This window comes from Rhodanobacter panaciterrae, assembly GCF_014651895.1.
Taxonomy (GTDB): Bacteria; Pseudomonadota; Gammaproteobacteria; order Xanthomonadales; family Rhodanobacteraceae; genus Rhodanobacter; species Rhodanobacter panaciterrae.
This window is the reverse complement of sequence record NZ_BMXT01000002.1, coordinates 17131-39791: the sequence shown is the minus strand read 5'-3', so window position 1 is coordinate 39791 and position 22661 is coordinate 17131. Positions and strand designations below refer to the sequence as shown.

Below are 22661 nucleotides of genomic sequence, written 5' to 3'. Positions count from 1 at the left end.
TCTGGAGTCCCCTCCCTCTCCCCCGCAGGCGCGCGGGCTTCCCCTGCCGGTGGCGAAGTCAACTTCGTCGCCGGTTTTTTTGTGCGCTGACAACTGCAAGCAGCGACTACGCCGGCATCGAAGCGCATACGGCGCCTTGCGCCTGTGCCTTCTGGCACTGGGTCGATGGTCATGGCGGTTCTAGCGTGGGGATTCTCCATCGACCCAGGGAAATCTCCATGCACCGTCTTGCCCGTCCTTTCATGCTCACCGCGCTCGCTGCCTGTTGCGGCGCGGCGTTTGCCGCCACCGCCGACCAGACACCACAGGGCCGGTTGCCGGGCTGGGCGATACCGCAGTCGTACCAGATCGCGTTCAAGGTCGATCCGGCGCAGCAGGATTTTTCCGGTACCACCACGATCAAGGTCAAGCTGACCCAGGCGTCTGATCATGTGTGGCTGGATGGTGCTGCGCTGAAGGTATCGAAGGTGGACATCATCGACGCCGCGGGCAAGCTGCATGCCGGCAAATACGTCGAGGCGGACCCGAAGGCCGGCGTGGTGCGAGTGGACTTCGGCAGCACCCTGAAGCCGCAGGATCTGACCCTGAAGTTCGAGTACACCGCGCCGCTCAATGCGCAGCTGCAGGGCCTGTACAAGGTCACCGCCAAGGGCAAGCCGTACGCGATGACGCAGATGGAGCCGATCAGCGCGCGCTTCGCGTTTCCGAGTTTCGATGAGCCGGGCTTCAAGACCCCGTTCGACATCAGCCTGACCATTCCCAGCGACCAGGTCGGCGTGGCGAATACCCAGCAAGTGAAGGAAGTCGCCGCGGGCAAGGGCTGGAAGACGCTGACCTTCGCGCAGACGCTGCCGCTGCCGACCTATCTGGTCGCGTTCGGTGTCGGCCCGTGGGATGTGGTCAAGGCGCCGGACATCTCGCCCGACGCGTACCGTGCCAAACCGCTGCCGCTGCGCGGCATTGCCGCCGCCGGCGAAGGGCATCGCATGCAGCACGTGCTGGGCGAAACGCCGAGTATCATCCACGCGCTGGAGAACTACTACGGCTTCGGCTATCCGTGGGACAAGCTCGACCTGCTTGCCGCACCGGATTTCGAAGCCGGCGCGATGGAGAACGCCGGCCTGGTGACGTTCCGCGACTGGCTGCTGCTGATCGACAAGGATTCGCCGGCGCGCAACGTGCAGGGCTCGTTCAACGTCAACGCGCATGAGCTGGCGCACCAGTGGACCGGCGACACGGTGACCACCGAGTGGTGGAACGACATCTGGCTCAACGAGGCATTCGCGACCTGGATGCAGCAGAAGGTCACCATGGAAGTGCACCCGGAATACCGTGCCGACCTCGACCGCGTACGCGGTGCGCAGGGCGCGATGAGCAACGACAGCCTGGTCAGCGCGCGCAGCATCCGCCAGCCGATCACCGGCAACGGCGACATCATGACCGCGTTCGACGGCATCACCTATCAGAAGGGTGCCAGCGTCATCGCCATGTTCGAGAACTACGTGGGCGAGAAGACCTACCAGAAGGGCATGCGCGCGTATATCCAGAAACAGAAATTCGGCAATGCCACCGCCGATGATCTGGTCTCGGCGATCGCCGCCGCGGCCGACAAGGGCGACGCGTTCAAGCACGCGTTCAAGAGTTTCCTCGACCAGTCTGGTGTGCCGTACATTGCGACCAAACTGGAACAGAAAGACGGCAAGACCGTGCTGCAGCTGAGCCAGAATCGCTACCTGCCGATCGGCAGCACCGGCGACGCGCAGCGCATCTGGGGCGTGCCGGTATGCGTGCGCTACGGCACCGCCGACGGCAGCAAGGTCAGCTGCGAGATGCTGGACAAGGCCACCGGCTCGATGACGCTGGCCGGCGCCAGCAACCCGACCTGGGTGATGCCGAACGCGAACGCCAGCGGCTATTACCGCTTCAGCCTCGGCAAGGACGGTGTGGCCGCCTTGGTCAAGCAGGTCGGCAAGTTCAGCGATGCCGAACAGCTGGCCTACGCCGACGCGGTCGATGCCAGCTTCCGCCACGGTGACCTGGATGCCGGTGACGTGCTGACCGCGCTGCAGCCACTGACTAGCTCGAAGATCCGCGAAGTGGCCACCGCGCCGCTGGGTCAGGTCGGCTGGATCTATCGCAACGAAGCCACCACTGACGCCCAGCGTGCCCGTCTGGCCGCGTGGGCGAAGGATGCCTATCTGCCGCGTCTTGAGCAGCTCGGCTACCAGCGCAAGGCGGGCGAGTCCGAGGACGATGCGTTGATGCGCAGCGAGCTGGCCGGCAGCCTAGCCTTCGGCTTCAAGTTGCCGGAAGTGCGTGCAGCCCTGCTCAAGCAGGGTGAGGCGGCGCTCAAGCCCAAGGCGGACGGTCGCCTGGATCTGGCGGCGGCCGATCCGGACCTGCTCGGCGATGCGCTGGGCATGGCGGTGCAGGAACACGGCAAGAGCGCGGTCGATGCGTTGATCGCCGAACTGCCGAAGACCAGCGACCCGGCCCTGCGCAATGGCATCCTCGGTGGCCTGGCCAGCGTGGAAGATCCGGCGCTGACCGAGCAGGTGCGCAACTTCGCGCTGACCAAGCCGGTCAAGGTCGGCGAGATGGCGATGTTGCTGCGCGCCGGTCGTGACACGGAAACCCAGCGTGATGCGATGTGGACGTGGTTCACCGCGCACTATCAGCAGATCATCGAACGCACCGGCAGCTTCTCCGGTGGCCGTCTGCCGTCGCTGGCCGCTGGCGGCAGCTGCACCACCGCCGAGGGTGATCGTCTGCAGGCGTTCTTCAAGCCGCGCGTGAAGGATGCCGCCGGCATTGATCGCGGTCTGGCGCAGACCAGCGAATCGATCCAGCTGTGCAGTGCACTCAAGGCCAAGCAGGATCCGGCGACCATTCGCTAAAGTCCCAGGCGCAAAAGAAACGCCGGCAGGTGCAAACCTGCCGGCGTTTTTCTTTGGCGTCGCGGTATCGCACGGCTCCTCGATCAAGCGAAACCAACGAGCGCATGGCATCGCTGGCGATGGTGCTGCCCAACATCACCGGACAGCGGCGTCACGACGCCAACCTCGTGATAACCCCTTTGCTCTGCCTGCTGCGTTGTATTGATCATCGGCACCGGCAGCACGAGTCACCGTCCGGGCGCGGGTACTGCTTTATACCGTCGTGTTCCACCTACACTGTGCCGGCCCCACGGGCACACAGGGAGAAATGCATGCTTCGTCGATCGCCAGGGTTGTTCGGTCTTGGGTTGCTGAGTCTGTGGCTGTTGTTCGCCACGCCGTTGCCGGCGCAGGATGTACCGCCGCCGTTGCGCGACTGGCAGGGTTGGGTACTGCACGACGTGCCGCAGCACGATTGTCCGTTCCTCGCCAACCAGATGCCGGGCGACGGCAGCTATCAATGCGCGTGGCCCGGTCGCCTGACCTTCGACGCCGGCAAGGATGGCGGCCATTTCAGCCTGGATGTGCACGTGGATGCGCCGGGCTGGGTGGCGTTGCCGGGCGACGCAAGGAACTGGCCGCAGCAGGTCAGCATCAACAAGCAGACGGCCACGGTGCTGCAGCGCGCTGGTGTGCCGATGCTGTGGCTGACGCCGGGCGATTATCGGTTGAGCGGGACGTTGCCGTGGACTTCGCGTCCCGCGCGCTTGCGCGTGCCGGCGATGATCGGGCTGGTCACGTTGAGCGTCGACGGTGCGGCGGTCGCGCGCATCGAACGCAACGGCGATCAGCTCACCCTCGGCGAAGCCGCCGCCGCACAACGGGCGGCCGATGCGTTGTCGCTGCGTGTCTATCGCCGTCTCGAGGATGGCCTGCCGGCCACGCTGCAGACACGGTTGCAGTTCAACGTCACCGGCAGCGCGCGTGAGCAATTGCTGGGCCCGGTATTGCCGGCGGGTTTTGTGGCGACTGCACTGTCCGGCGATCTGCCGGCTCGACTGGAAAATGACGGCCAGCTGCGCATGCAACTGCGGCCGGGACAATGGACCGTCACGCTCAGCGCACGCAGCGTCGCGCCGCTGAGCAAGCTCGCCCTGAAGCTGCCCGCCACACCGTGGCCGCGACAGGAAATCTGGAGCTATGCCGACGATACCGACCTGCGCAGCACGCGTGTCGAAGGCAACGCCACCGATGCAGCGCAGGCCGGCGTGCCATCCGACTGGAGCGATCTGCCGGCGTATGCGCTGGGCGACAACGCCGGTCTGGCGATCGAACAGGGCACGCGTGGCGACGAAGGCGGCAAGGGCGACCAGCTGCATCTGCAGCGCGAGCTGTGGCTGGACTTCAACGGTTCCGGCCTCAGCGTGGCCGATCATCTCACCGGCGACCTGCGTCACCACCAGCGCTTGGACGTGGCGGCGCCGTGGCAACTGCAGCGTGCCGCGCAGGCCGACGAGCCGCTGCTGATCACCAAGGGTGCCAATGATCGCAGCGGTGTCGAGCTGCGCGATCAGCAGCTCGACCTCAATGCGGGTCTGCGTCTCGCGAACTATGGCGGCGCGATTCCGAGCGCAGGTTGGCAGCTGCCGCTGGAAGGCATCCAGGCCACCTTGCACCTGCCCGCGGGTTACCGGCTACTCGGCGCAGCTGGCGCGGATCGCTCGCCCGATTCGTGGGCGGGGCAATGGAGCCTGCTCGACCTGTTCGTGGTGGCGTTGATCGCGCTGCTGGCCGGTCGTCTGCTCGGCTGGCCGTGGGCGCTGCTGGCGGCCGGCTATCTCGTGCTGGCGCAGCACGAAAGCCATGCGCCGTTGTGGACACTGGCCGCCACGCTGGCGTTGGCGTTGCTGCTGCGCGCGTTGCCGGAAGGGCGTTTGCGTTCCTTTGCGCGGATTGGCGCGTTGACTGTCTTTGCACTGGCCGTGTTGTGGACGCTGCCGTTCGTCGCCACGCAACTGCAGTACGCGCTGCATCCACAGCTGGAAGGAGCCAATCAGAGTCGCGTCGTATCGGCGAACTTTGCGGAGCCGGCTATGCAAGTTGAGATCGACACGAATGCGAAGATGAAGCAGATGGCGCCACCAGCTCCACCTGCCGCCCTGCCTCCACCGCCGCCCGGCCTGCCTGCGGTCGCGGAAATGAGCGCCAACGCAGTCGATAACGCTGCGTCCTCGTCGGAAAATCTGTCAGGGATAACCGTATCGGGCAACGTCATGACGGCTCCCAAGATCCCGCAGCAGGACAATCGCAGCATCATCCAAGCTGGCGCCGGCATGCCGCACTGGGATCAGGGCAACAACTATCGACTCGGCTGGTCCGGGCCGGTGACAGTGGATCAGAGCACCCGGCTGGTGATCGCGCCGGCATGGCTGGTACGGCTGCTTCGCGTGGCGATGGTTGCCTTGCTGGCTGTGCTGCTGGCCAGGCTGGTATCGACGCTGCTGTTGCCGCTGCGTACACGCTGGTCCGACTGGCGCGGCCGCAACATGGTGGGTACCGCGTTGCTGGCTCTCGCCCTGCTGCCGCATGGAGTGCATGCGCAAACCCTGCCCAGCCAGCAACTGCTTGATCAGCTGCGCAACCGGCTGACCGAGGCACCGAAATGCGCACCGACCTGTGCCGATCTGGCACAGGCGCAGTTGCAGACCAATGGCGACATACTCGATGTCGAACTGGAAGCGCATATCGGCACGCCGGTCGCGTTGCCATTGCCACAGGGTGATGACGCCTTGCAGTTGCTTGATGTCGCCGTGGACGGTCATGCCGATGCGCCGCTGACGCGCAATGCCGGTCAATTGCTGCTGCGGCTGGATCGTGGCGTGCATCGGGTCAGTCTGCACTACCGCATCGGTGCGGCCGACAGCGTCAGTCTGCGTTTTGTGCAGCGCCCGCAACACGTTGCGTTCAACGGTCAAGGCTGGTCGCTGGATGGTGTCGATGATGGCCGCGCGCTGGGCGACAGCATCGCCTTGCACCGTGTGCGTACCGCCAGCGACGGCAAGAACCTGCCGGCCGCACAGAGTTTTCCGCCGTATGTGCGGTTGACCCGCAGTCTGGTGCTGGGTCTCGACTGGACGGTACAGAACGTGGCCGAACGCATCGCACCACAGCAGGGTGGCTTCAGCACGACGCTGCCGCTGCTGCCCGGCGAGCATCCGCTGGGTGACGATGCGCTGGTCAAGGACGGCCACATCAGCATCACCTTCAATGCGAACAGCGACAGCGTGAGCTGGACCAGTCGTCTCGATCATGCCGCACAGCTTGAGCTGAAGGCGCCCGCTCTCGGCGAACGTGCCGAGGTCTGGGAAATTCATGCCGCACCGATGTGGCACGTCGATGCCAAGGGCGTGCCGACCAGCACCAGCGACGACGGCCTGCTGTACCAGCCACTGCCGGGTGAGAGCCTGCAGCTCGCCTTCAATCAGCCGGTGGCGGTGGCGGGTGACAGTCTGGCCGTCGATGGCGTGCAGCTGACCAGCACGGTCGGTGAGCGTGCCAGCGAGACCACGCTGAGCCTGCATGCGCGCAGCACGCGTGGTGGCGAGCATGCGATCGATCTGCCGGCAGGTGCCGAATTGCTGGAGGCACAGCGCGACAACCAGCCGATCAATCTCGCCGTACGTGACGGCAAGCTCAGCCTGCCGCTATTGCCGGGCGCGCACGATTACACGTTGCGTCTGCGCGAGCCGCATGGTGTTGCCACGCGCATGCGCACGCCGGCGTTCGCCCTGCATGCACCGGTGGCGAACATCAATCTCGCGCTGCAGTTGCCGCAGGATCGCTGGGTGCTGTGGACGTGGGGACCGACGGTGGGGCCGGCGGTGCTGTACTGGTCGCAGCTGATCGTGCTGCTGCTGGCGGCATGGTTGCTGGCGCGGTATGCGCCGACACCACTGCGTTTCCATCACTGGCTGCTGCTCGGACTGGGCTTCTCCGCGTTTGCCTGGAGTGCCTATGCACTGGTGGTGCTGTGGCTGATCCTGCTCGGCCTGCGCGCGCGCGGGGCGCCAGCGGAACGACTGACCGCGACGAAATTCAACCTGCTGCAATTCGGTCTTGCTGCACTCACGCTGCTGTCGCTGATCGTGTTGATCAGTGCGGTGCCGACCGGTTTGCTCGGTCTGCCTGACATGCATGTGGCCGGCAACGATTCCAGCGCGTGGAACCTGCATTGGTTTGCCGATCAGAGCACGAGTGCCCTGCCGAGCGGCGGCGTGTTCAGCGTCTCGCTGTGGGTCTACAAGCTGGCCATGTTGGCGTGGGCGCTGTGGCTGGCCAACGCGCTGATCGGCTGGCTGCGCTGGGCATTCGAGGCATGGACGCATGGTGGCTACTGGCGCAAGCGCGAACCGAAGCCCGACGCGACGCCGCCGCAGCTGCCGCCATCCACGCCGGAGCCGCCGCAGCATGCCTGATGTCCGCCACATGCTGGCCGCAGCCACGCAGCAGCTCGGTGAGCGTCTCGATGCCGAGCTGCTGCTGCTGCATGTCGTGCAGAAATCGCGCAGCTGGCTGTTCACGCATGCCGACGATGTGCTGGATATAGACGTCCAGACGTCTTATGCGAGCCTGATCGGGAGGCGTGCGGCCGGCGAGCCGGTGGCTTATATTACTGGCCAGCGCGGCTTCTGGTCGCTGGATCTGGAAGTGACCCCGGCTACGCTGATTCCGCGCCCGGAAACCGAGCTGCTGGTCGAGCTGGCGCTGCAGCGTTTGTCGGATGATGCTGCGTGCGGCGTGGCCGATCTCGGCACCGGCAGCGGTGCGATCGCGCTGGCGATTGCACGCGAGCGTCCGCATGCGCAGGTGGTGGCCACTGACGCCAGCGCCGATGCGCTCGCCGTCGCTCAGCGCAATGCGCAGCGTCACGCCATCAGCAACGTCACTTTCGTGCGCGGCGACTGGCTGGCGCCGCTCGCCGGTCAGCGCTTCGAGCTGATCGTCTCCAATCCGCCGTACATCGAGTCCGCCGATCCGCACCTAGGACAAGGCGATCTGCGCTTCGAGCCGGCCAGCGCACTGGCTTCAGGCACGGATGGTCTCGACGATATCCGTCGCATCGTGCGCGATGCGGCCAGCCACCTGCATTCCGGTGGCTGGCTGCTGTTCGAGCATGGCTGGAACCAGGGCGACGCGGTTCGTGCGTTATTGCATGAGGCGGGTTATGCCGAGGTATTTACGGCCGTGGACATGGAGCAGCGCGATCGCATCAGTGGCGGTCGTCGCTGATCGCACAAACCAAACGCCCCGCACGAGGCGGGGCGTTCATGTGCAGAACCACGATCGGCTTCAGCCTGCGCTGGCCATGCTGGTGGCACTCGGTTGCGGAAAGCGCGCAAGGATCGCATTGCGGATGCCGGGCAGGTCGAGGCCGGCCATCGTCAGCACTTCCTCGCGGCTGCCGTGTTCCAGATAGACGTCTGGAAGGCCGAGATGCAGGATCGGTTTGACGATGCCATGCGCAGCCAGGCACTCGGCCACGGCGGAACCAGCGCCGCCAGCGATCGCATTGTCTTCCAGCGTGACGAAGGCGTCGTGGGTTTTTGCCAGCTCCACGATCAGCGCCTCATCCAGCGGCTTGACGAAGCGCATGTTGACCAGGGTCGCGTCGAGTTCGGCGGCGACTGTGGCAGCTGGCGCCAGCATCGTGCCGAAGCTGAGCAGGGCGAGGCCGCGGCCGCGCCGGCGCAGCTCGGCCTTGCCGATCGGCAAGGTGTCGAGTGCCTGATGAATTGCGGCGCCGGGGCCGCTACCGCGTGGATAACGCACTGCGGCCGGACCGTGGTACTGGAAGCCGGTGCTCAGCATCATGCGGCATTCGTTTTCGTCGGCCGGCGCCATGATCAGCATGTTCGGCAGGCAGCGCAGGAAACTGAGATCGAAACTGCCCGAATGGGTGGCGCCATCCGGGCCGACCACGCCGGCGCGATCGATCGCGAAGGTCACATCGAGATTCTGCAACGCCACGTCGTGGATCGCCTGGTCGTAAGCGCGCTGCAGGAAGGTCGAGTAGATCGCCACCACAGGTTTCGCGCCTTCGCAGGCCATGCCGGCGGCCAGCGTCACCGCGTGCTGCTCGGCGATCGCCACGTCGAAATAGCGTTGCGGATATTCCTTCGAAAAACGCACCAGACCCGAGCCTTCGCGCATCGCCGGCGTGATCGCCAGCAGGCGTTCGTCGGCAGCGGCCTGGTCGCACAGCCAGTCGCCGAAGATATCGGTATAGGTGGGTTTGGCCGGCGCGTTCTTCTTCACCAGGCCGGCCTGCGGATCGAACGGGCCGACCGCGTGGTATTCGATCTGCGCCTGTTCGGCCGGCGCGTAGCCCTTGCCCTTGGTGGTGATCACATGCAGCAACTGCGGGCCGGGCAGGTTCTTCACCGTGCGCAGCGCCTGCAGCAGCTGCGGGATGTTGTGACCGTCGATCGGGCCGGTGTAGTGGAAGCCCAGTTCCTCGAACAGCGTGCTGGGCACGAACATGCCCTTGGCGTGTTCCTCCCAGCGCTTGAAGAAGCGGCCGAAGAACGACTGCTTCGGAATCGCGCGCTTGGCCCGCTCGCGCCATTCGTTGAGCCGGCGGCTGGCCATGGCGCGGGCCATCATCTTGGTCAGCGCGCCGACGTTCTCGCTGATCGACATGCCGTTGTCGTTGAATACCACCAGCATGTTCGGTTCGACGTCGCCGCCGTGATTGAGCGCCTCGAACGCCATGCCGGCAGTCATCGCGCCGTCGCCGATCACCGCCACGACCTTGCGCTGATCGCCTTTGCGCTGCGCCGCGATGGCCATGCCCAGCGCAGCCGAGATCGAGGTGGACGAGTGGCCGACGCCGAAGGTGTCGTACTCGCTTTCCTCGCGACGCGGGAACGGTGCCAGGCCGTCCTTCTTCTTGATCGACGTGATCCGGTCGCGGCGGCCGGTGAGGATCTTGTGCGGGTAGCACTGATGGCCGACGTCCCACACCAGCCGGTCGTGTGGCGTGTCGAATACGTGGTGCAGCGCCACAGTCAACTCGACCACACCCAGGCCCGCGCCGAAGTGGCCGCCGGAACTGGCCACGGCTTCGATCAAATACTGGCGCAGCTCGTCGGCAACGGCGGGCAGCTCGTCGTCGGGGACGCGGCGCAAGTCGGCCGGCGTCTCGATCGGAGCCAGATGGGGGTAGTGGGAAAGGTCGTTCATCCGCGTATTGTTGGCCCAGCGGCGGGGCGGGGCAAGGGCAACGCTGGGCGGAAGCGGGGCGCTTTGGCGCGGAAACCCGCTTTCAGGCGGCGATGGGGCGCCGATCACGCGGCAACCGGCTGACCAGAAATTCCATCTGGTCGGCCAGGATATTGCGGTTGGACAGGATCAGGTGCTCGACCCAGCTCGGCCGGTACGGCACGGCCAGCAACGGCATGTTGGCCTGTTGCGGGGTGCGGTTGCTCTTTCTCAGATTGCAGGCGAGGCAGGCGCTGACCACGTTCTCCCAGTCGTCCTTGCCATGCTTGGAAATCGGCAGCACATGGTCGCGGGTCAGCTCGCCGCGGGTGAAGTGCTCACCGCAGTAAAGGCAGATATGGCGATCGCGGGCGAACAATGCGGTGTTGGTGAGCGCCGGGGCCGGATCGATCGCATGCTCCCGGCAATGGCCGGTGCTGGCAATGATCGGGTGCAGCTGCATCGTGCTTTGCACGCCAAGCAGGCGGTTGTGGCCGCCATGCACGGTCAGGCAAGGATCGCCCAGCGTCCAGGCGACTGCGTCGCGGACATACAGGCAAACCGCCTCCTGCCAGCTGATCCAGTCCAGGATCCGGCCGGCGGCGTCCAGCGACAACACACGGGTCGCATTGATATCGGCCCGACTTGGCACTTCCATCAGCATGTAAATCGTCCTTCAGCCAGGGCTTTGAGAGCGTTTCGGCAATGCAGGATGCTTGTCTGGAGCCAGCATAGAACAATTTCATTGCAATCCGCATGCAATTCAGGTTAGGGCTCGTCGGCAGGGCAGTCGCCGCCGTGCGGAAGCGCTGATATGATTGCCAGTCAACACAGACCTGACGCCGGGTTTGGTAGGGGCGCTTCGGTGGTGACCCGGCACGGCGGGGGCAGAGGTAAGTAACGTGGCTGAAGTTCTTTTCTACGAGCATCCGGTGCCGCTCAACCGCACCGAACACAAGGATCTGCGCCTGAAGGGCGTGCCGAACGTGAAGTTCGCGATGAACGCGCATTCGGTGCCGCTGACCGGTGTGGAGTTCGGCATTGCCGCGCGCGATCTGCTGATCGTGTTTGGCGGCACGTCGATGGCCGAAGCCGGTCCGATGGCCATGCTTGGCCTACGCCAGAACGAAAACCTGTATGTCGATGCCGACGGTCATTGGGCGTCGGACACCTATATCCCGGCTTTCGTGCGCCGCTATCCGTTCGTGCTGGCCGAGAAGCCGGCTGGGCAGGAAGGCGGCGATGACTTCACCGTGTTCCTCGACGAGCGCTACGAGGGCTTCAACGCCAGCGAAGGCGAGCGTCTGTTCAAGGAAGACGGCACCGACAGCGAGATGCTGACCAAGGCTGTGGGCTTCCTCGGCGAATTCCAGCAGAACATCGGGCGCACCAAGTGGTTCATGGAGCAGCTGCTCAAGCATGACCTGCTGGAGCCGCGCAACGTTCAGCTGCAGAAGAACGGCATGGACGGCCAGGAAGGCAAGTCGATCAATCTCAGTGGCCTGTTCGTGGTCAGTGAAGAGAAGCTGCGCGCGTTGGACGAGAAGGTCACCCACGAGCTCCTGCGTGAAGGTGTGCTCGGCTGGATCTACGCGCACCTGCTGTCGCTGGCCAACATCGACCGTCTGGCCCAGCGCCTGGACGTGCGTGAGCAGGCTGAAGCAGTCGGCAGCGCCAGCAAGAACTGATCGCGCGTCGATCGCGACACGATCACGAAGAAGCCGCCCTCGGGCGGCTTCTTCCGTTTAGGGCCTCAGTGCACCGATTTGGCCAGCCTGAGCAGGTCCGGCGCATAGCCGGTCGCTTCGTACAGAGCCCGCGCGCGTTCGTTGCCGGGAAACACCGCCAGCGTCACCAGCTGGCAATGATGTTCGCGCGCCCACTCCTCGGCATGCGCCAGCAGTGCCTGGCCGACACCGTTGCCCTCGTGTTTCGGTGCCACCGCCAGATCGGAGATGTGGCAATTGCTGCGTCCGGTGAAGAAATCCGCGGTGCGCTGCAGGTGGATGAAGCCAACCCGCGTGCCCTCGGCGTCTTCGGCCACGAACAGGTAGCTGTTCGCCGGCTGGTCTTCCAGATGTCGCAACAAGTCGTTGCGGATGCCTTCGATGCATTCGTGCCGGCGCCGCCACGGTGGCAGGGTGAAATCCACGAAGCGCGGTACCAGCGAGAGGACGAAATCGTCGTCGTCTTCGGCCAGACGTATCAGCAGGGATGTGTCAGTCATGAGGGGATCGATGATGGGGCGGGGATAACCTTGCCGTTTCTACACCTTGCGCGACGGTGACGGAAGTACCGTCCGGCAGGCCGCGGCGTATGCATACCATGCTGGCCGTGGCGCCGAGGCGTGTATATTTTGAGGAATGCGCCATTCGCCAGGGCGTGTTGCATGTGCTCCGGATTACCGCAAGCCACCACGCAAGGAAGATCGCCCGTGCCGACCACCACCCGCCGCATCCACATCCAGCCCAGCGACGACAACGTGCTCGTGCAGGGCATGCACGATATCCAGAGTCAGCTGAAACTGCCACTGGCGTTTCCGCCGGAAGTCGAGGCTGCGGCCGCGCAGGCCGCCGCCCATCCACGGCTGCCGGAGCTGGATCGCACCGACATCGCGCTGATCACGATCGATCCGCCGGACTCGATGGACCTGGATCAGGCGATGTACGTCGAGCGTACCGATAACGGTCACAGGGTGTATTACGCGATTGCCGACGTCGCCGCGTTCGTCACCGCTGGCGATCCGATCGACCTCGAAGCGAATCGCCGCGGCGAGACGCTGTATGGCGCGGACGCCAAGATTCCGCTGCATCCCAAGGTACTGTCCGAAGGCGCTACCTCGCTGCTGCCGGGTCAGCTGCGTCCTGCCTTGCTGTGGACGATTGAACTGGACAAGACCGGCGAGATCGCCAGCATCGACGTGCGGCGCGCCCGCGTCAGCAGTCGCGCCAAGCTCAACTATGCCGGCGTGCAGCAGCAGATCGACGCCGGCAGCGCCGATCCGATGTGGGCCGTGCTGCGCGAGATCGGCGAGCTGCGCAAGCAGCGCGAGCAGGCGCGCGGCGGCATCAGCCTGCCGCTGCCCGAACAGGAAATCGACGTGGTCGACGGCCAGTGGACGCTGGCGTTTCGTGCGCGTCTGGCGGTCGAGGACTGGAACGAGCAGATCTCGCTGCTGACTGGCATGGCCGCGGCGCAGCTGATGGTGCAGGCGAAAGTCGGCCTGCTGCGCACCTTGCCCGAACCCGAACCGCAGTCGCTGCAACGCCTGCACATCACCGCCAAGGCGTTGGCCATCGACTGGCCGGACGCCTTGAGCTATCCTGAATTCATCCGCTCGCTCGATCCGTCGAAAGACACCCATGTCGCGATGCTGACTGCATGCACCACGGTGCTGCGTGGCGCCGGCTATACGGCATTCAATGGCGAACTGCCCGCACAGCCGATGCAGTGGGCAGTGGCTGCGGAATACACCCATGCCACCGCACCGTTGCGCCGACTGGTCGACCGCTATACCGGCGAAGTCTGCGTGGCGCTGTGCGCGAAACAGCCGGTGCCTGCCTGGGTGCTCGCCGCGTTGCCTGGCCTGCCCGTCACGATGCAGGCTTCCGGCCACCGGGCCAGTCAGTACCAGAAAGCCGTGCTCGATCTGGCCGAAGCCGCGGTGCTGGCGCCGCGCGTGGGCGAAACTTTCGCTGGCGCGATCGTCGAAGTCGCCGCCAACGCGCCGACCAAGGGTGTGGTCATCGTGCGCGATCCGGCGATCGAGGCCAGCGTATCGAGCACATCCAGCCTACCGCTGGGTGCCGACGTCAGGGTCAAGCTGGTCGAGGCCGATCCGGTCAAGCGCAGCACGCGCTTCGAGTTGGCCGGCTGATATCTGTTTTTTGCCGTCATTCCCGCCTTCGCGGGAATGACGCCGCTGAGGGGTCGTCGGGGCTCACTACGAGCCCGTGCGAATCGCCTTCGAGAAATCCTCGTCCGGTGCCGCGTTTTTCGCCCGATCGGTGATGCGCCCGCGCTGACGCAACTGCTCGACCGGGACGCTGCGATCCAGCGCGCCGACCTTGTACAGATATTCGGGAAGGTAACCGGTCAGCAGCAGACGCATGTCCCACGGCAGCCCCGGATCGATCTGTCGTGCCATGCGGTAGACGATCGTCGTGCAGTTCGAGGTGATCGTGTTGTAGAACGCCGGCTTGGTCGACAGAGTATTCGCCGCCTGCACGTAGGAAAGGAACAGTGCGCGCATGATCGGCTTGTCCATGCGCAGCGGGTAGAGGTAATCGTCCTCGCCGCGCACATTGGTGCGCACACGGATGATGTCGCGCTCGTCCGCGGCGACCAGGATCGTTTCGAACTGGCGGAAGAATCCGCCGATCGACGAGTACTGCTCGCCACGCTTCTTGCGGATCTCCACCGAGAACACCACATGGCTGCCGTCGTCGAAGCCGAACGAGATCATGGCGTGTGCGATCGCCTTGCTGCCCCAATAGGACAGCACCGCGTCGGCCGAAGCCAGCCGATCCAGGTCGTAATGGCGGGTTTCCCAGCGCGCATCGTAGTCAGTGTCGCTGCGCCAGTTGAAGTTGCGCACGTTGTCGAGCGTGACCACGCTGCCCTGCACCGTGCCGGTAAGCATGCGCGCGACATCGTCCGACCATATCCGGTGATTCGACGGCGCGATGCTCGCCCACCAGAGCAGCAGCAGCGTGTACATCAGCGCGTAGACACCCAGCGGCAGCCAGCTGCGCCGGCTGATCGCGAACACGGCCAGCGCGATCACCACGAGTGCCCAGATCGTGCCGCCCAGCGTTCGCCACGCCACGCCGCCAGGCAGCTTGTACCAGAGCGCCAGCGCGCCCCACACGCCCGACAGCAGCGTGACCAGCGCGATCGCCACGAACAGCACAGACCGGCCCACCATCCGGAGTTTCTTCGCCATCTCGTTCCCGTCGCATTGACCGTCATCGCAAGCGTGCGGCTTTGACTGCGAGAAGACAATGCATGGTCCGGCGCATGGGCAACCCATGGCCGGCGATCCGATCGCTACAATTCCCCTGCACCCGTCGAATGGATAGCAGCATGCGTAGCGGAACGCGGATATGGATCGTGCGATGCAGTGCCCTTGCCATGCTGCTTTCGCTCAGCGCGTGCGCCATGGTCGGCGTCAGCCGAATCAAGCCGCATGACTATGTCGCCGAACGGCGCGCCGATGTGCTCGGCAGTGGCCACCTCAGCGACGGCACCGTGCAGGCGCTCAACGTCGTCGCGCTGACCACCGATGCCTGCGCGCGAGTGTTCGCGGATTGCACGGCTACCGTCACCCGTTCGCCCGGGCTGACCGACGAGCTGCGGCTTTCGACGCTGTCCGAACTGTGGATGGGCCGGGCAATGAAGACCGACCGCGCCAAGGCCGGCACACCAATGGACGACGCGACGCTCGATGCCTACCTGCAGTCCGCGCGCTACGCCTACGCTTATCTGTTCTACACCGCACGGCAGCCATCCGAACGGTCCTTCGAGTTGCGCCAGGTGCAGGTAATCGGCTTCTACAACTTCGCCGTGCAACGCGCGGTGGCGCGCTTCTTTCACGAGTTGCCGCAATTGGGCACGCAATGGACGCAGACTTCGCTGGCCGGTTGGACGGTGCTGCGACCGCAGACCGATGTACGCCTGGCCGGCGATGCACGCGTGCCGACGGAACTCCTTCCCGCCGCGGACCTGCGCTTCAACGGCCTGCGCAACGTCTATCAGCGCGACGGCTTCGGCTCGGATTTCGTCGCCGTCTCGCCACCGGAACCGGCCGCCGCGGAAGTGCCATGGCGCAACCCCGACTACGTGTCGATGACCGGCGCGCTGGTGTTCGACGGCAACACGCTGGCTAACGTACTGGCCACGAGCCAGGTGCAGCTGCTGGCGCGCGATCCGTACCGCGACCGCAGCATCACCATCGGCGGCAGGGTGGTGCCACTTGGCGCCAACTTCACCGCTGCCTATGGCGTGTGGCTGGCGCGCTCGGGTTTTGCCAGCCAGTCGATCCGCTCCCTGCTGGGTCGCGAAGGCGGCATCACCACGCCGCGTGTGCTGCTGATGCAGCCGTACGATCCCGATCGCCTCACCGTGGTCATGCTGCACGGTCTGGCCAGCAGTCCGGAGGCGTGGATCAACGTGGCAAACGAAGTCATGGGCGATGAGAACCTGCGCCGCAACTACCAGGTGTGGGAGGTTTACTACCCGACCAATGCGCCCGTCGCGGTGAATCTCGCGCAGATCCGCAAGGCGCTCGACGCGACGCTGCAGCACTTCGATCCCTCCGGTCGTGCGCGTGCCTCGCAGAACATGGTACTGGTCGGCCACAGCATGGGCGGCGTCATCGCGCGGCTGCTGGTGTCGTCCAGCGGCGACAAGCTGTGGGATGTCGTGCCCGTGCGCGCCAACCTGTCGCCGGAGAAACGCGCGCGGGTGCGCAAGCGTCTCGCGCCCTACCTGCAGTTCACGCCGATGCCGCAGGTCACTCGTGCCGTGTTCCTCGCCTCGCCGCATCGCGGCACCCCGTACGCGCAGCATCGCATTGCGCGCTGGATCGGCAACCTGATCCGCCTGCCGGTCAACGTGCTCAAGGAAGTGGCCAGCCTTTCGGACCTGCTCAAGAGCGACGGCTCCAAGATCACGCCGATCCGCGTGCCCAACAGCATCGACAACCTAAGCGACACCGACCCCTTCATCGTTGCCGCCGCCAACCTGCCGATCTCGCCGCGCGTGCGTTATCACACCATCGTCGGCGTCTACAAATCGACCGGCCCGCTCGCCACCAGCAGCGACGGCGTGGTGCCGTACCAGAGCGCGCACCTCGCCGGAGCCGATTCCGAACTCGCCATCCCGTCCTGGCACAGCGTGCAGGACACCCCGGCGGCGATCCTTGAGCTGCGCAGGATTCTCGCGCTGCATGCGGCGGCAGTGCGGACGGCGAAGCCGTAACCACACGGCGACAGGCATTCGCACCTCAGTTGTGGAACGTGCACACCCTGTGTGTAATGCCCTCATTCATCGGATGTCTCAGGAAGGGGAAATTCATGCGTATGTCTGTCGCCATTGCGGCGTCTCTGCTTGCGGGTGTGGCGTTGTCGACTTTGTGTTTGGGTCAGGAAACACCCAAGCCACCCATCGTCACTGATCCGATCTACACGAAGCCGCAGCAACTGGTGGACATGGATCACGGGCGCCGCATGAACCTTTACTGCCGGGGTTCCGGTTCGCCTACCGTGATCTTCGATTCGGGAATGGGCGACTCCACGATTTCGTGGGCACTGGTACAGCCGGCGCTCGCGAAGCGGACCAGGACCTGTTCGTATGACCGGGCGGGTCTTGGCTTCAGTGACGCGGCCACGCGCCCCGGTACGGTCAGCAACATGGCGGAAGACCTGCATGCCTTGCTACAGGCCGCCCGCATCAAACCGCCTTACATTCTGGTGGGACACTCGGCGGCAGGAATGACCGTGCGGGTGTTTGCGGATCGCTATCGCAGCGAAGTGGTCGGCATGGTCGTGGTCGAGGGTTCGCATGAGGACCAGTCGACCCGATCATGGGCCATCGAAGCTCCGGGCCAGAAAGAAAAGTGGGACGCTGGCCTGAAAGACACCAGTTGCGTTGATGCGGCAAAGAGCGGGTTCATCAAAAAAGGCACGCCGGCCTACGCGAAGTGTGTCGGCGACGACGACCCGCGTTACAGCAAGGCCATCAACGAGGCGATGCTGGGATATGGGGCGTCACTCAAATGGCAATCGGCTTTTGCGTCGGAGCGGCAAAACATGTTCTACGCAAGCGCAGATCAAACACGCGCAACCCGCAAGGACTTCGGCGATATGCCAATCGTCGTGCTTACGCATTCACCATATCCAAGGAACAAGAACTGGACCCAGGAAGTGCAGGATCAGCACACCTTGCTGTGGGAGGACATGCACACGCAGATTGCCGCGATGTCGACGCATGGAGTGAACATGATCGTGCCGAGAAGTGGCCATTACGTGCAGTACGACCGCCCGGAAATCGTCATCGACGCGGTGAATCAAGCTGTGGCGATCGCGAAGGAGCAAGGCGCGAACTGATCTTCGCCGTGCTCCCTCCCCTGCAAGGCAGGGGAGGGTTGGGGAGGGGTGCTCTTGATTCGATCTTTCAGCTCAAAAGCGAACCCCCGCCCGACCTCCCCCTGCAGGGCAGGGGGAGGAGCAGGACGACTAGCCTCCTACGACCGGCAACGCAATAAAACTCGCCTGCGCCGGTGCGTGATACACGCGCTGCGTGGCCTTCACGTAATCCGTCGGCTTGGCCAGGAAGATGTTCGGCACGAAGGTCTGCGGGTTGCGGTCGTAGAGCGGGAACCAGCTCGATTGCACCTGCACCATGATGCGGTGGCCAGGCAGGAAGACGTGGTTGGCCGCGGGGAGATCGAAGCGGTAGGGCAGCGGCTGATTCGCGGCGATCGGTTTGCCTTCGGCGAAGCCTTCGCGGTAGCGGCCGCGGAAGATGTCCATCGCCACGGCGAGCTGGTAGCCGCCCATCTCCGGTTGCTCGGCGACCTGATCGGGATAGACGTCGATCAGCTTGACCACCCAGTCGCTGTCGCTGCCGCTGGTCGAGGCGATCAAGTTCACTTCGGGTGCACCGCTGATTTTCAGTGGCGTGGTGAGTACGTCGGAGACATAGCTCAGCACGTCGGTGCGGCCGGAGGCTTCGCGCTGGTCGTCTACCAGCCACTGCGACCAGGTTTGCCCGGGGTCGTAACCGACCGGCTGGATCGGGCGTGCGCGGAACGGCACTGGATGCGCGGGATCGGACACGTATTCGTCGTAGTCGGCACCGGCAGCAGGCGCGCTGAAGCCGAGCTTGTTGTCGGCTTCCAGGTACAGCGCGCGGCTCTTGGTCGGGCAGCCGTCGGCACAGGCCAGCGGCCAGCGATCCAGCCGCTGCCACTGATTGGTGCCGGTCTGGAAGGCGCTGACCGCAGCGAGGTCGGCCTTGGGTGCGCCATCCTTGAGGTATTGCGCGAGGTACGGACGCAGGATGTGTTCGCGGAAATACTGGGCGGTGTCGCTGCCGAAATGGATCGCGCCGAGCGAGCTACCTTCGTCGATCTCCTGGCCGTGATGCCACGGGCCCATCACCAGCTTGACCATGCTGCCGCTGGAGTCCTTCGGCTTGATCGCGCGATACACGGCGAGTGCGCCGTAGCTGTCTTCCTGATCCCACAGACTGTGCACCAGCATCACCGGCACTTTCAGCGGTTGCGCGGCGAGCAGCTTGTCCACCGCCTGCTCGCTCCAGAAACTGTCGTAGGCGGGATGCGCCAGCATCTTGTTCCAGAAGCCGAGCTGTTCCATGCCGTAGGCGTGGGCCAGTGCGCCGGCGGAACCGTAGTGCATGAACAGGTCGTACTCGTCGTGGTAGTTCGTCCACCACTTGATGCCGTTGTCGCGGCTGGCGGTCTGTTCGTAGATGTAGCTCAGGTTCTGCTGGCGGAATGCGCCGTTGTGGAACCAGTCGTCGCCCATCCAGCCGTCGACCATCGGGTTCATCGGCACCGACACCTTCAGCGCGGGATGCGGGTTGATCAGCGCCATCAGCGGCTCGAAGCCGTCGTAGGAAATGCCCAGCGTGCCGACCTTGCCGTTCGACTCGGGGATGTTCTTCACCAGCCAGTCGATGGTGTCCCAGGTGTCGGTCGCGTCGTCCACCGGTGTCGGGTTCAGCGGTCCATGCACTGGCCGGTTCATCACGTAGTCGCCTTCGGAACCGTACTTGCCGCGCACGTCCTGCACCACGCGGATGTAGCCGTCCTCGACGATGACGTCGGTGGCGTTGTCGTAGCCCTGCAGCATCGGGCCGAGGTGGCCGCTCATCGTGTGCGTGGTCAGTGCCTTGGCGTCGTACGGCGTGCGGGTGAGCAGGATGCCGGCGTGCTGCGCGCCTTTCGGGATCAGGATGATGGTGTGCAGCTTCACGCCATCGCGCATCGGGATCATCACGTCGCGCGAGACGTAGTCGTGGTCGGCGGTGGCGGGCACGAACTTGGCCGGGGTCTCGCTGGGATAGTTCGGGTACTTCGCCTGTGGCGTGTCGGCGGCTTGCAGCGCACCGCTCAGCGTGAACAGCAGGGCGAACAGCGCGGGCCACAGCCCGGCAGCGAGTCGACTCGAATGCATCATGATTCCCCGGACGGACAAGACGGCCTAGCGTACCCCCAATGTCGATTCCGATGAGCCATCGATCAAAGTTGGCAAGCCTGTTGCATTGACGCAGGCATGAGCGAACAAGCCTACGACATCTCCCATCTGCTTGAGTCCGAACCGGTCAGGGTTGCTGCACCGGATTTGCGGATAGCCAAGGCGCCGCCTCCGTTGAGTGTCGCTGCCGCGCAAGAGATGCTGGCGCGGGACCTGCTGCAGGCCGCGGACGCGCATGAGGCACTGATCCAGCAGTATCTGCGGATGACCGACGCTGCGTATCAGGACAGTTACACCCTGTGACACGCCGCTTACAGTCGGGATGGTGTCACGGCTGAGCCATAGGTGACCAAGTTCGACACCTCACCGTGACCTCAATGGACGGTGGGGAATTCGGTTTTCCATGCTGGTTGCCTAGAACCGGCCAGTGTGGCGAAGCAAAAGGCCCGGACATGCCGGGCCTTTTGTTTATCGTGGTGACGCGAAGACGGCTCAGACGATCGCCGGCAGCGTACCCACGCCTGCTTCGATCGCCGCCTGATGGGTCAGGGTGCGCGGCAGGATGCGCGCGAAATAGAACTTCGCGGTGTCGTGCTTGGCCTGCTTGAACGCGGCCGACTGTGCGCCGGTCGCGGTGGCCACTAGGCTGCGTGCCCACATATAGGCCAGTGCGACATAGCCGGAGTAGTACAGGTAGTCGACCGCCGCGGCGCCGAGCTCTTCCGGATTGGCCTGCACGCGCGCGGCGAGTTTCAGGGTGAGATCGCTCCAGCTCCTGGTGGCGATGGCAAGCGGGGCGATGTACGGACGCAGGTCTTCGTCGGCGCTGTGCTGTTGGCAGAACGCGCTGATCTCCTCGAGGAAATGCTTGAAGCCGACCCCTTGCAGCTGGAGGATCTTGCGGCCTAGCAGGTCGGCGGCCTGGATGCCGGTGGTGCCTTCGTACAAGGTGATGATGCGGGCGTCGCGGACGAACTGCTCCATGCCGTTCTCGGCGATGTAGCCGTGGCCGCCGTAGATCTGCAGCGCTTCCTTGGTGCTTTCCTGCGCCAGTTCGGTGACCACGCCCTTGGCGATCGGGATCAGGAATGCGACCAGCTCGCCAGCGGCCTTGCGTGCGGCCTCTTCGGTGCTGCGCGATTCGATGTCGGTCTGCATGGCGGTGTACAGCAGCAGCGCGCGCGAGCCTTCGACAAAGGCACGCTGGGTCAGCAGCATGCGGCGCACGTCAGGCTGCACCAGCAGGTTGTCGGCCGGCTTGTCGGGGAATACGGGGCCAGACAGGGCGCGCGACTGCAAACGTTCGCGCGCGTAGTTGAGGCTGTTCTGCAGCGCGCGCTCGGCCAACGCCAGGCCCTGCACGCCAACCGACAGGCGCGCCGCATTCATCATGGTGAACATCGCCATCAGGCCCTTGTGCGGCTTGCCGATCAGGTAACCCTCGGCGCCGTCCAGGTTGATCACGCAGGTGGAACAGGCGTGAATGCCCATCTTGTGTTCGATCGCGCCCGCGGCGACGGTGTTGCGCGCGCCCAGCGAGCCGTCTTCATTCACCTTGAACTTCGGCACGATGAACATCGAGATGCCGCGGCTGCCCTCCGGCGCGTCGGGCAGGCGCGCCAGCACCAGGTGCACGATGTTCTCGGTGAGGTCGTGCTCGCCGGCGCTGATGAAGATCTTGGTGCCGGTGATCTTGTAGGTATTTCCTTCGCCCGGCTCGGCGCGGGTCTTCAGCAGCCCGAGGTCGGAGCCGGCCTGCGGCTCGGTCAGGCACATCGTGCCGGTCCAGCGGCCTTCGACGATCGGCTTCATGAAGCGCTCGCGCTGCCACTCCTCGCCATGCATCTCCATCGCGTGGGTGGCGCCTTCGGACAGCAGCGGATACAGGCTCCAGGCCAGGTTGCCGGACTGGAAGATCTCGGTGGTGGCGGTGCCGAGTACGTTGGGCAGCGCCTGGCCGCCGTAGGCCTCGGGGTTGGTCAAGCCGGTCCAGCCGCCTTCGGCGAACTGCTTGAACGCTTCTTTGAAACCCTTCGGCGTGGTCACCGTCTGGGTGGCCTTGTCGAAGTGGCAGCCTTCCTCGTCGGCGGGGCCATTGGTCGGCGCCAGCAGCTGTTCGCTGAGGCGGCCGGCTTCTTCCAGCACCGCGTCGAGCAGGTCGCGGCTGTGTGCTTCGCCGTTGCGCAGACCGGTCAGGGTCTTTTCGGCGCCCAGCACATCAAACAGGGCGAAGCGCAGGTCATCGAGGGGAGCCTTGTAAGCGGTCATGGTGATTCCTGGGATGAAAGGTGATTCGTGGAAA

At 64.8% G+C, this 22661-nt stretch carries 14 protein-coding genes; 8 read left to right on the top strand and 6 right to left on the bottom strand.

Annotation, left to right across the window (positions count from 1 at the left end; all coding sequences use genetic code 11):
- Window positions 1-218: 218 nt before the first annotated feature.
- The 3 genes from IE071_RS09645 to prmC all read left to right on the top strand — a co-directional run bounded on the left by IE071_RS09645 (window position 219) and on the right by prmC (window position 8165).
- Window positions 219-2897 carry a M1 family metallopeptidase gene (locus IE071_RS09645; protein ID WP_189441001.1) on the top strand — a complete coding sequence of 893 codons (2679 nt, stop codon included), beginning with the start codon at window positions 219-221 and terminating at the stop codon, window positions 2895-2897.
- 311 nt (window positions 2898-3208) lie between these two features.
- Window positions 3209-7351 (top strand): hypothetical protein, encoded by a 4143-nt coding sequence (locus IE071_RS09640; RefSeq protein WP_189441000.1) that lies wholly within the window; start codon window positions 3209-3211, stop codon window positions 7349-7351.
- Window positions 7344-8165, top strand: a complete 822-nt coding sequence (gene prmC / locus IE071_RS09635; protein ID WP_189440999.1) for a peptide chain release factor N(5)-glutamine methyltransferase — start codon at window positions 7344-7346, stop codon at window positions 8163-8165. Before IE071_RS09640 ends, prmC begins: the two co-directional genes overlap by 8 nt.
- A 60-nt stretch (window positions 8166-8225) precedes the next feature.
- Here prmC and dxs read toward each other — a convergent pair whose 3' ends face one another.
- Complete coding sequence (gene dxs / locus IE071_RS09630) at window positions 8226-10118, bottom strand: 1-deoxy-D-xylulose-5-phosphate synthase (protein ID WP_189440998.1); 1893 nt, start codon at window positions 10116-10118, stop codon at window positions 8226-8228.
- Between the two features lie 82 nt (window positions 10119-10200).
- Entirely contained in the window at window positions 10201-10800 is a 600-nt protein-coding gene (locus IE071_RS09625; protein ID WP_189440997.1) for an HNH endonuclease, read from the bottom strand.
- A gap of 238 nt (window positions 10801-11038) precedes the next feature.
- Between IE071_RS09625 and IE071_RS09620 the strand changes: the two genes are divergently transcribed.
- Window positions 11039-11824: a SapC family protein gene (locus IE071_RS09620; protein WP_189440996.1), complete on the top strand. Its 786-nt coding sequence runs from the start codon at window positions 11039-11041 to the stop codon at window positions 11822-11824.
- 65 nt (window positions 11825-11889) lie between these two features.
- Here the strand turns inward: IE071_RS09620 and IE071_RS09615 are convergent, their stop codons facing one another.
- Window positions 11890-12363: a GNAT family N-acetyltransferase gene (locus IE071_RS09615; protein WP_189440995.1), complete on the bottom strand. Its 474-nt coding sequence runs from the start codon at window positions 12361-12363 to the stop codon at window positions 11890-11892.
- 207 nt (window positions 12364-12570) lie between these two features.
- Here IE071_RS09615 and IE071_RS09610 point away from each other — a divergent pair, with 207 nt between their 5' ends.
- Window positions 12571-14013 carry an RNB domain-containing ribonuclease gene (locus IE071_RS09610; RefSeq protein WP_229792847.1) on the top strand — a complete coding sequence of 481 codons (1443 nt, stop codon included), beginning with the start codon at window positions 12571-12573 and terminating at the stop codon, window positions 14011-14013.
- Window positions 14014-14079: 66 nt separating this feature from the next.
- On the opposite strand, the gene IE071_RS09605 is transcribed toward IE071_RS09610, so the two are convergent.
- On the bottom strand, window positions 14080-15081 hold the full coding sequence (locus tag IE071_RS09605) for an Lnb N-terminal periplasmic domain-containing protein (protein ID WP_229792846.1): 1002 nt from the start codon (window positions 15079-15081) through the stop codon (window positions 14080-14082).
- 140 nt (window positions 15082-15221) lie between these two features.
- On the opposite strand from IE071_RS09605, the gene IE071_RS09600 reads away from it, so the two are divergent.
- Together IE071_RS09600 and IE071_RS09595 are read left to right on the top strand one after the other, a co-directional pair.
- Window positions 15222-17117, top strand: coding sequence for an esterase/lipase family protein (locus IE071_RS09600; RefSeq protein ID WP_425503443.1), 1896 nt, complete (start codon window positions 15222-15224; stop codon window positions 17115-17117).
- A gap of 95 nt (window positions 17118-17212) precedes the next feature.
- On the top strand, window positions 17213-18244 hold the full coding sequence (locus IE071_RS09595) for an alpha/beta fold hydrolase (RefSeq protein WP_189440992.1): 1032 nt from the start codon (window positions 17213-17215) through the stop codon (window positions 18242-18244).
- Window positions 18245-18373: 129 nt separating this feature from the next.
- Here IE071_RS09595 and IE071_RS09590 read toward each other — a convergent pair whose 3' ends face one another.
- On the bottom strand, window positions 18374-20338 hold the full coding sequence (locus tag IE071_RS09590) for a CocE/NonD family hydrolase (protein ID WP_189441762.1): 1965 nt from the start codon (window positions 20336-20338) through the stop codon (window positions 18374-18376).
- 99 nt (window positions 20339-20437) lie between these two features.
- On the opposite strand from IE071_RS09590, the gene IE071_RS09585 reads away from it, so the two are divergent.
- Complete coding sequence (locus IE071_RS09585) at window positions 20438-20662, top strand: hypothetical protein (protein WP_189440991.1); 225 nt, start codon at window positions 20438-20440, stop codon at window positions 20660-20662.
- A 189-nt stretch (window positions 20663-20851) separates the two neighbouring features.
- Here the strand turns inward: IE071_RS09585 and IE071_RS09580 are convergent, their stop codons facing one another.
- Complete coding sequence (locus IE071_RS09580; RefSeq protein WP_189440990.1) at window positions 20852-22627, bottom strand: acyl-CoA dehydrogenase C-terminal domain-containing protein; 1776 nt, start codon at window positions 22625-22627, stop codon at window positions 20852-20854.
- Window positions 22628-22661 lie beyond the last annotated feature (34 nt).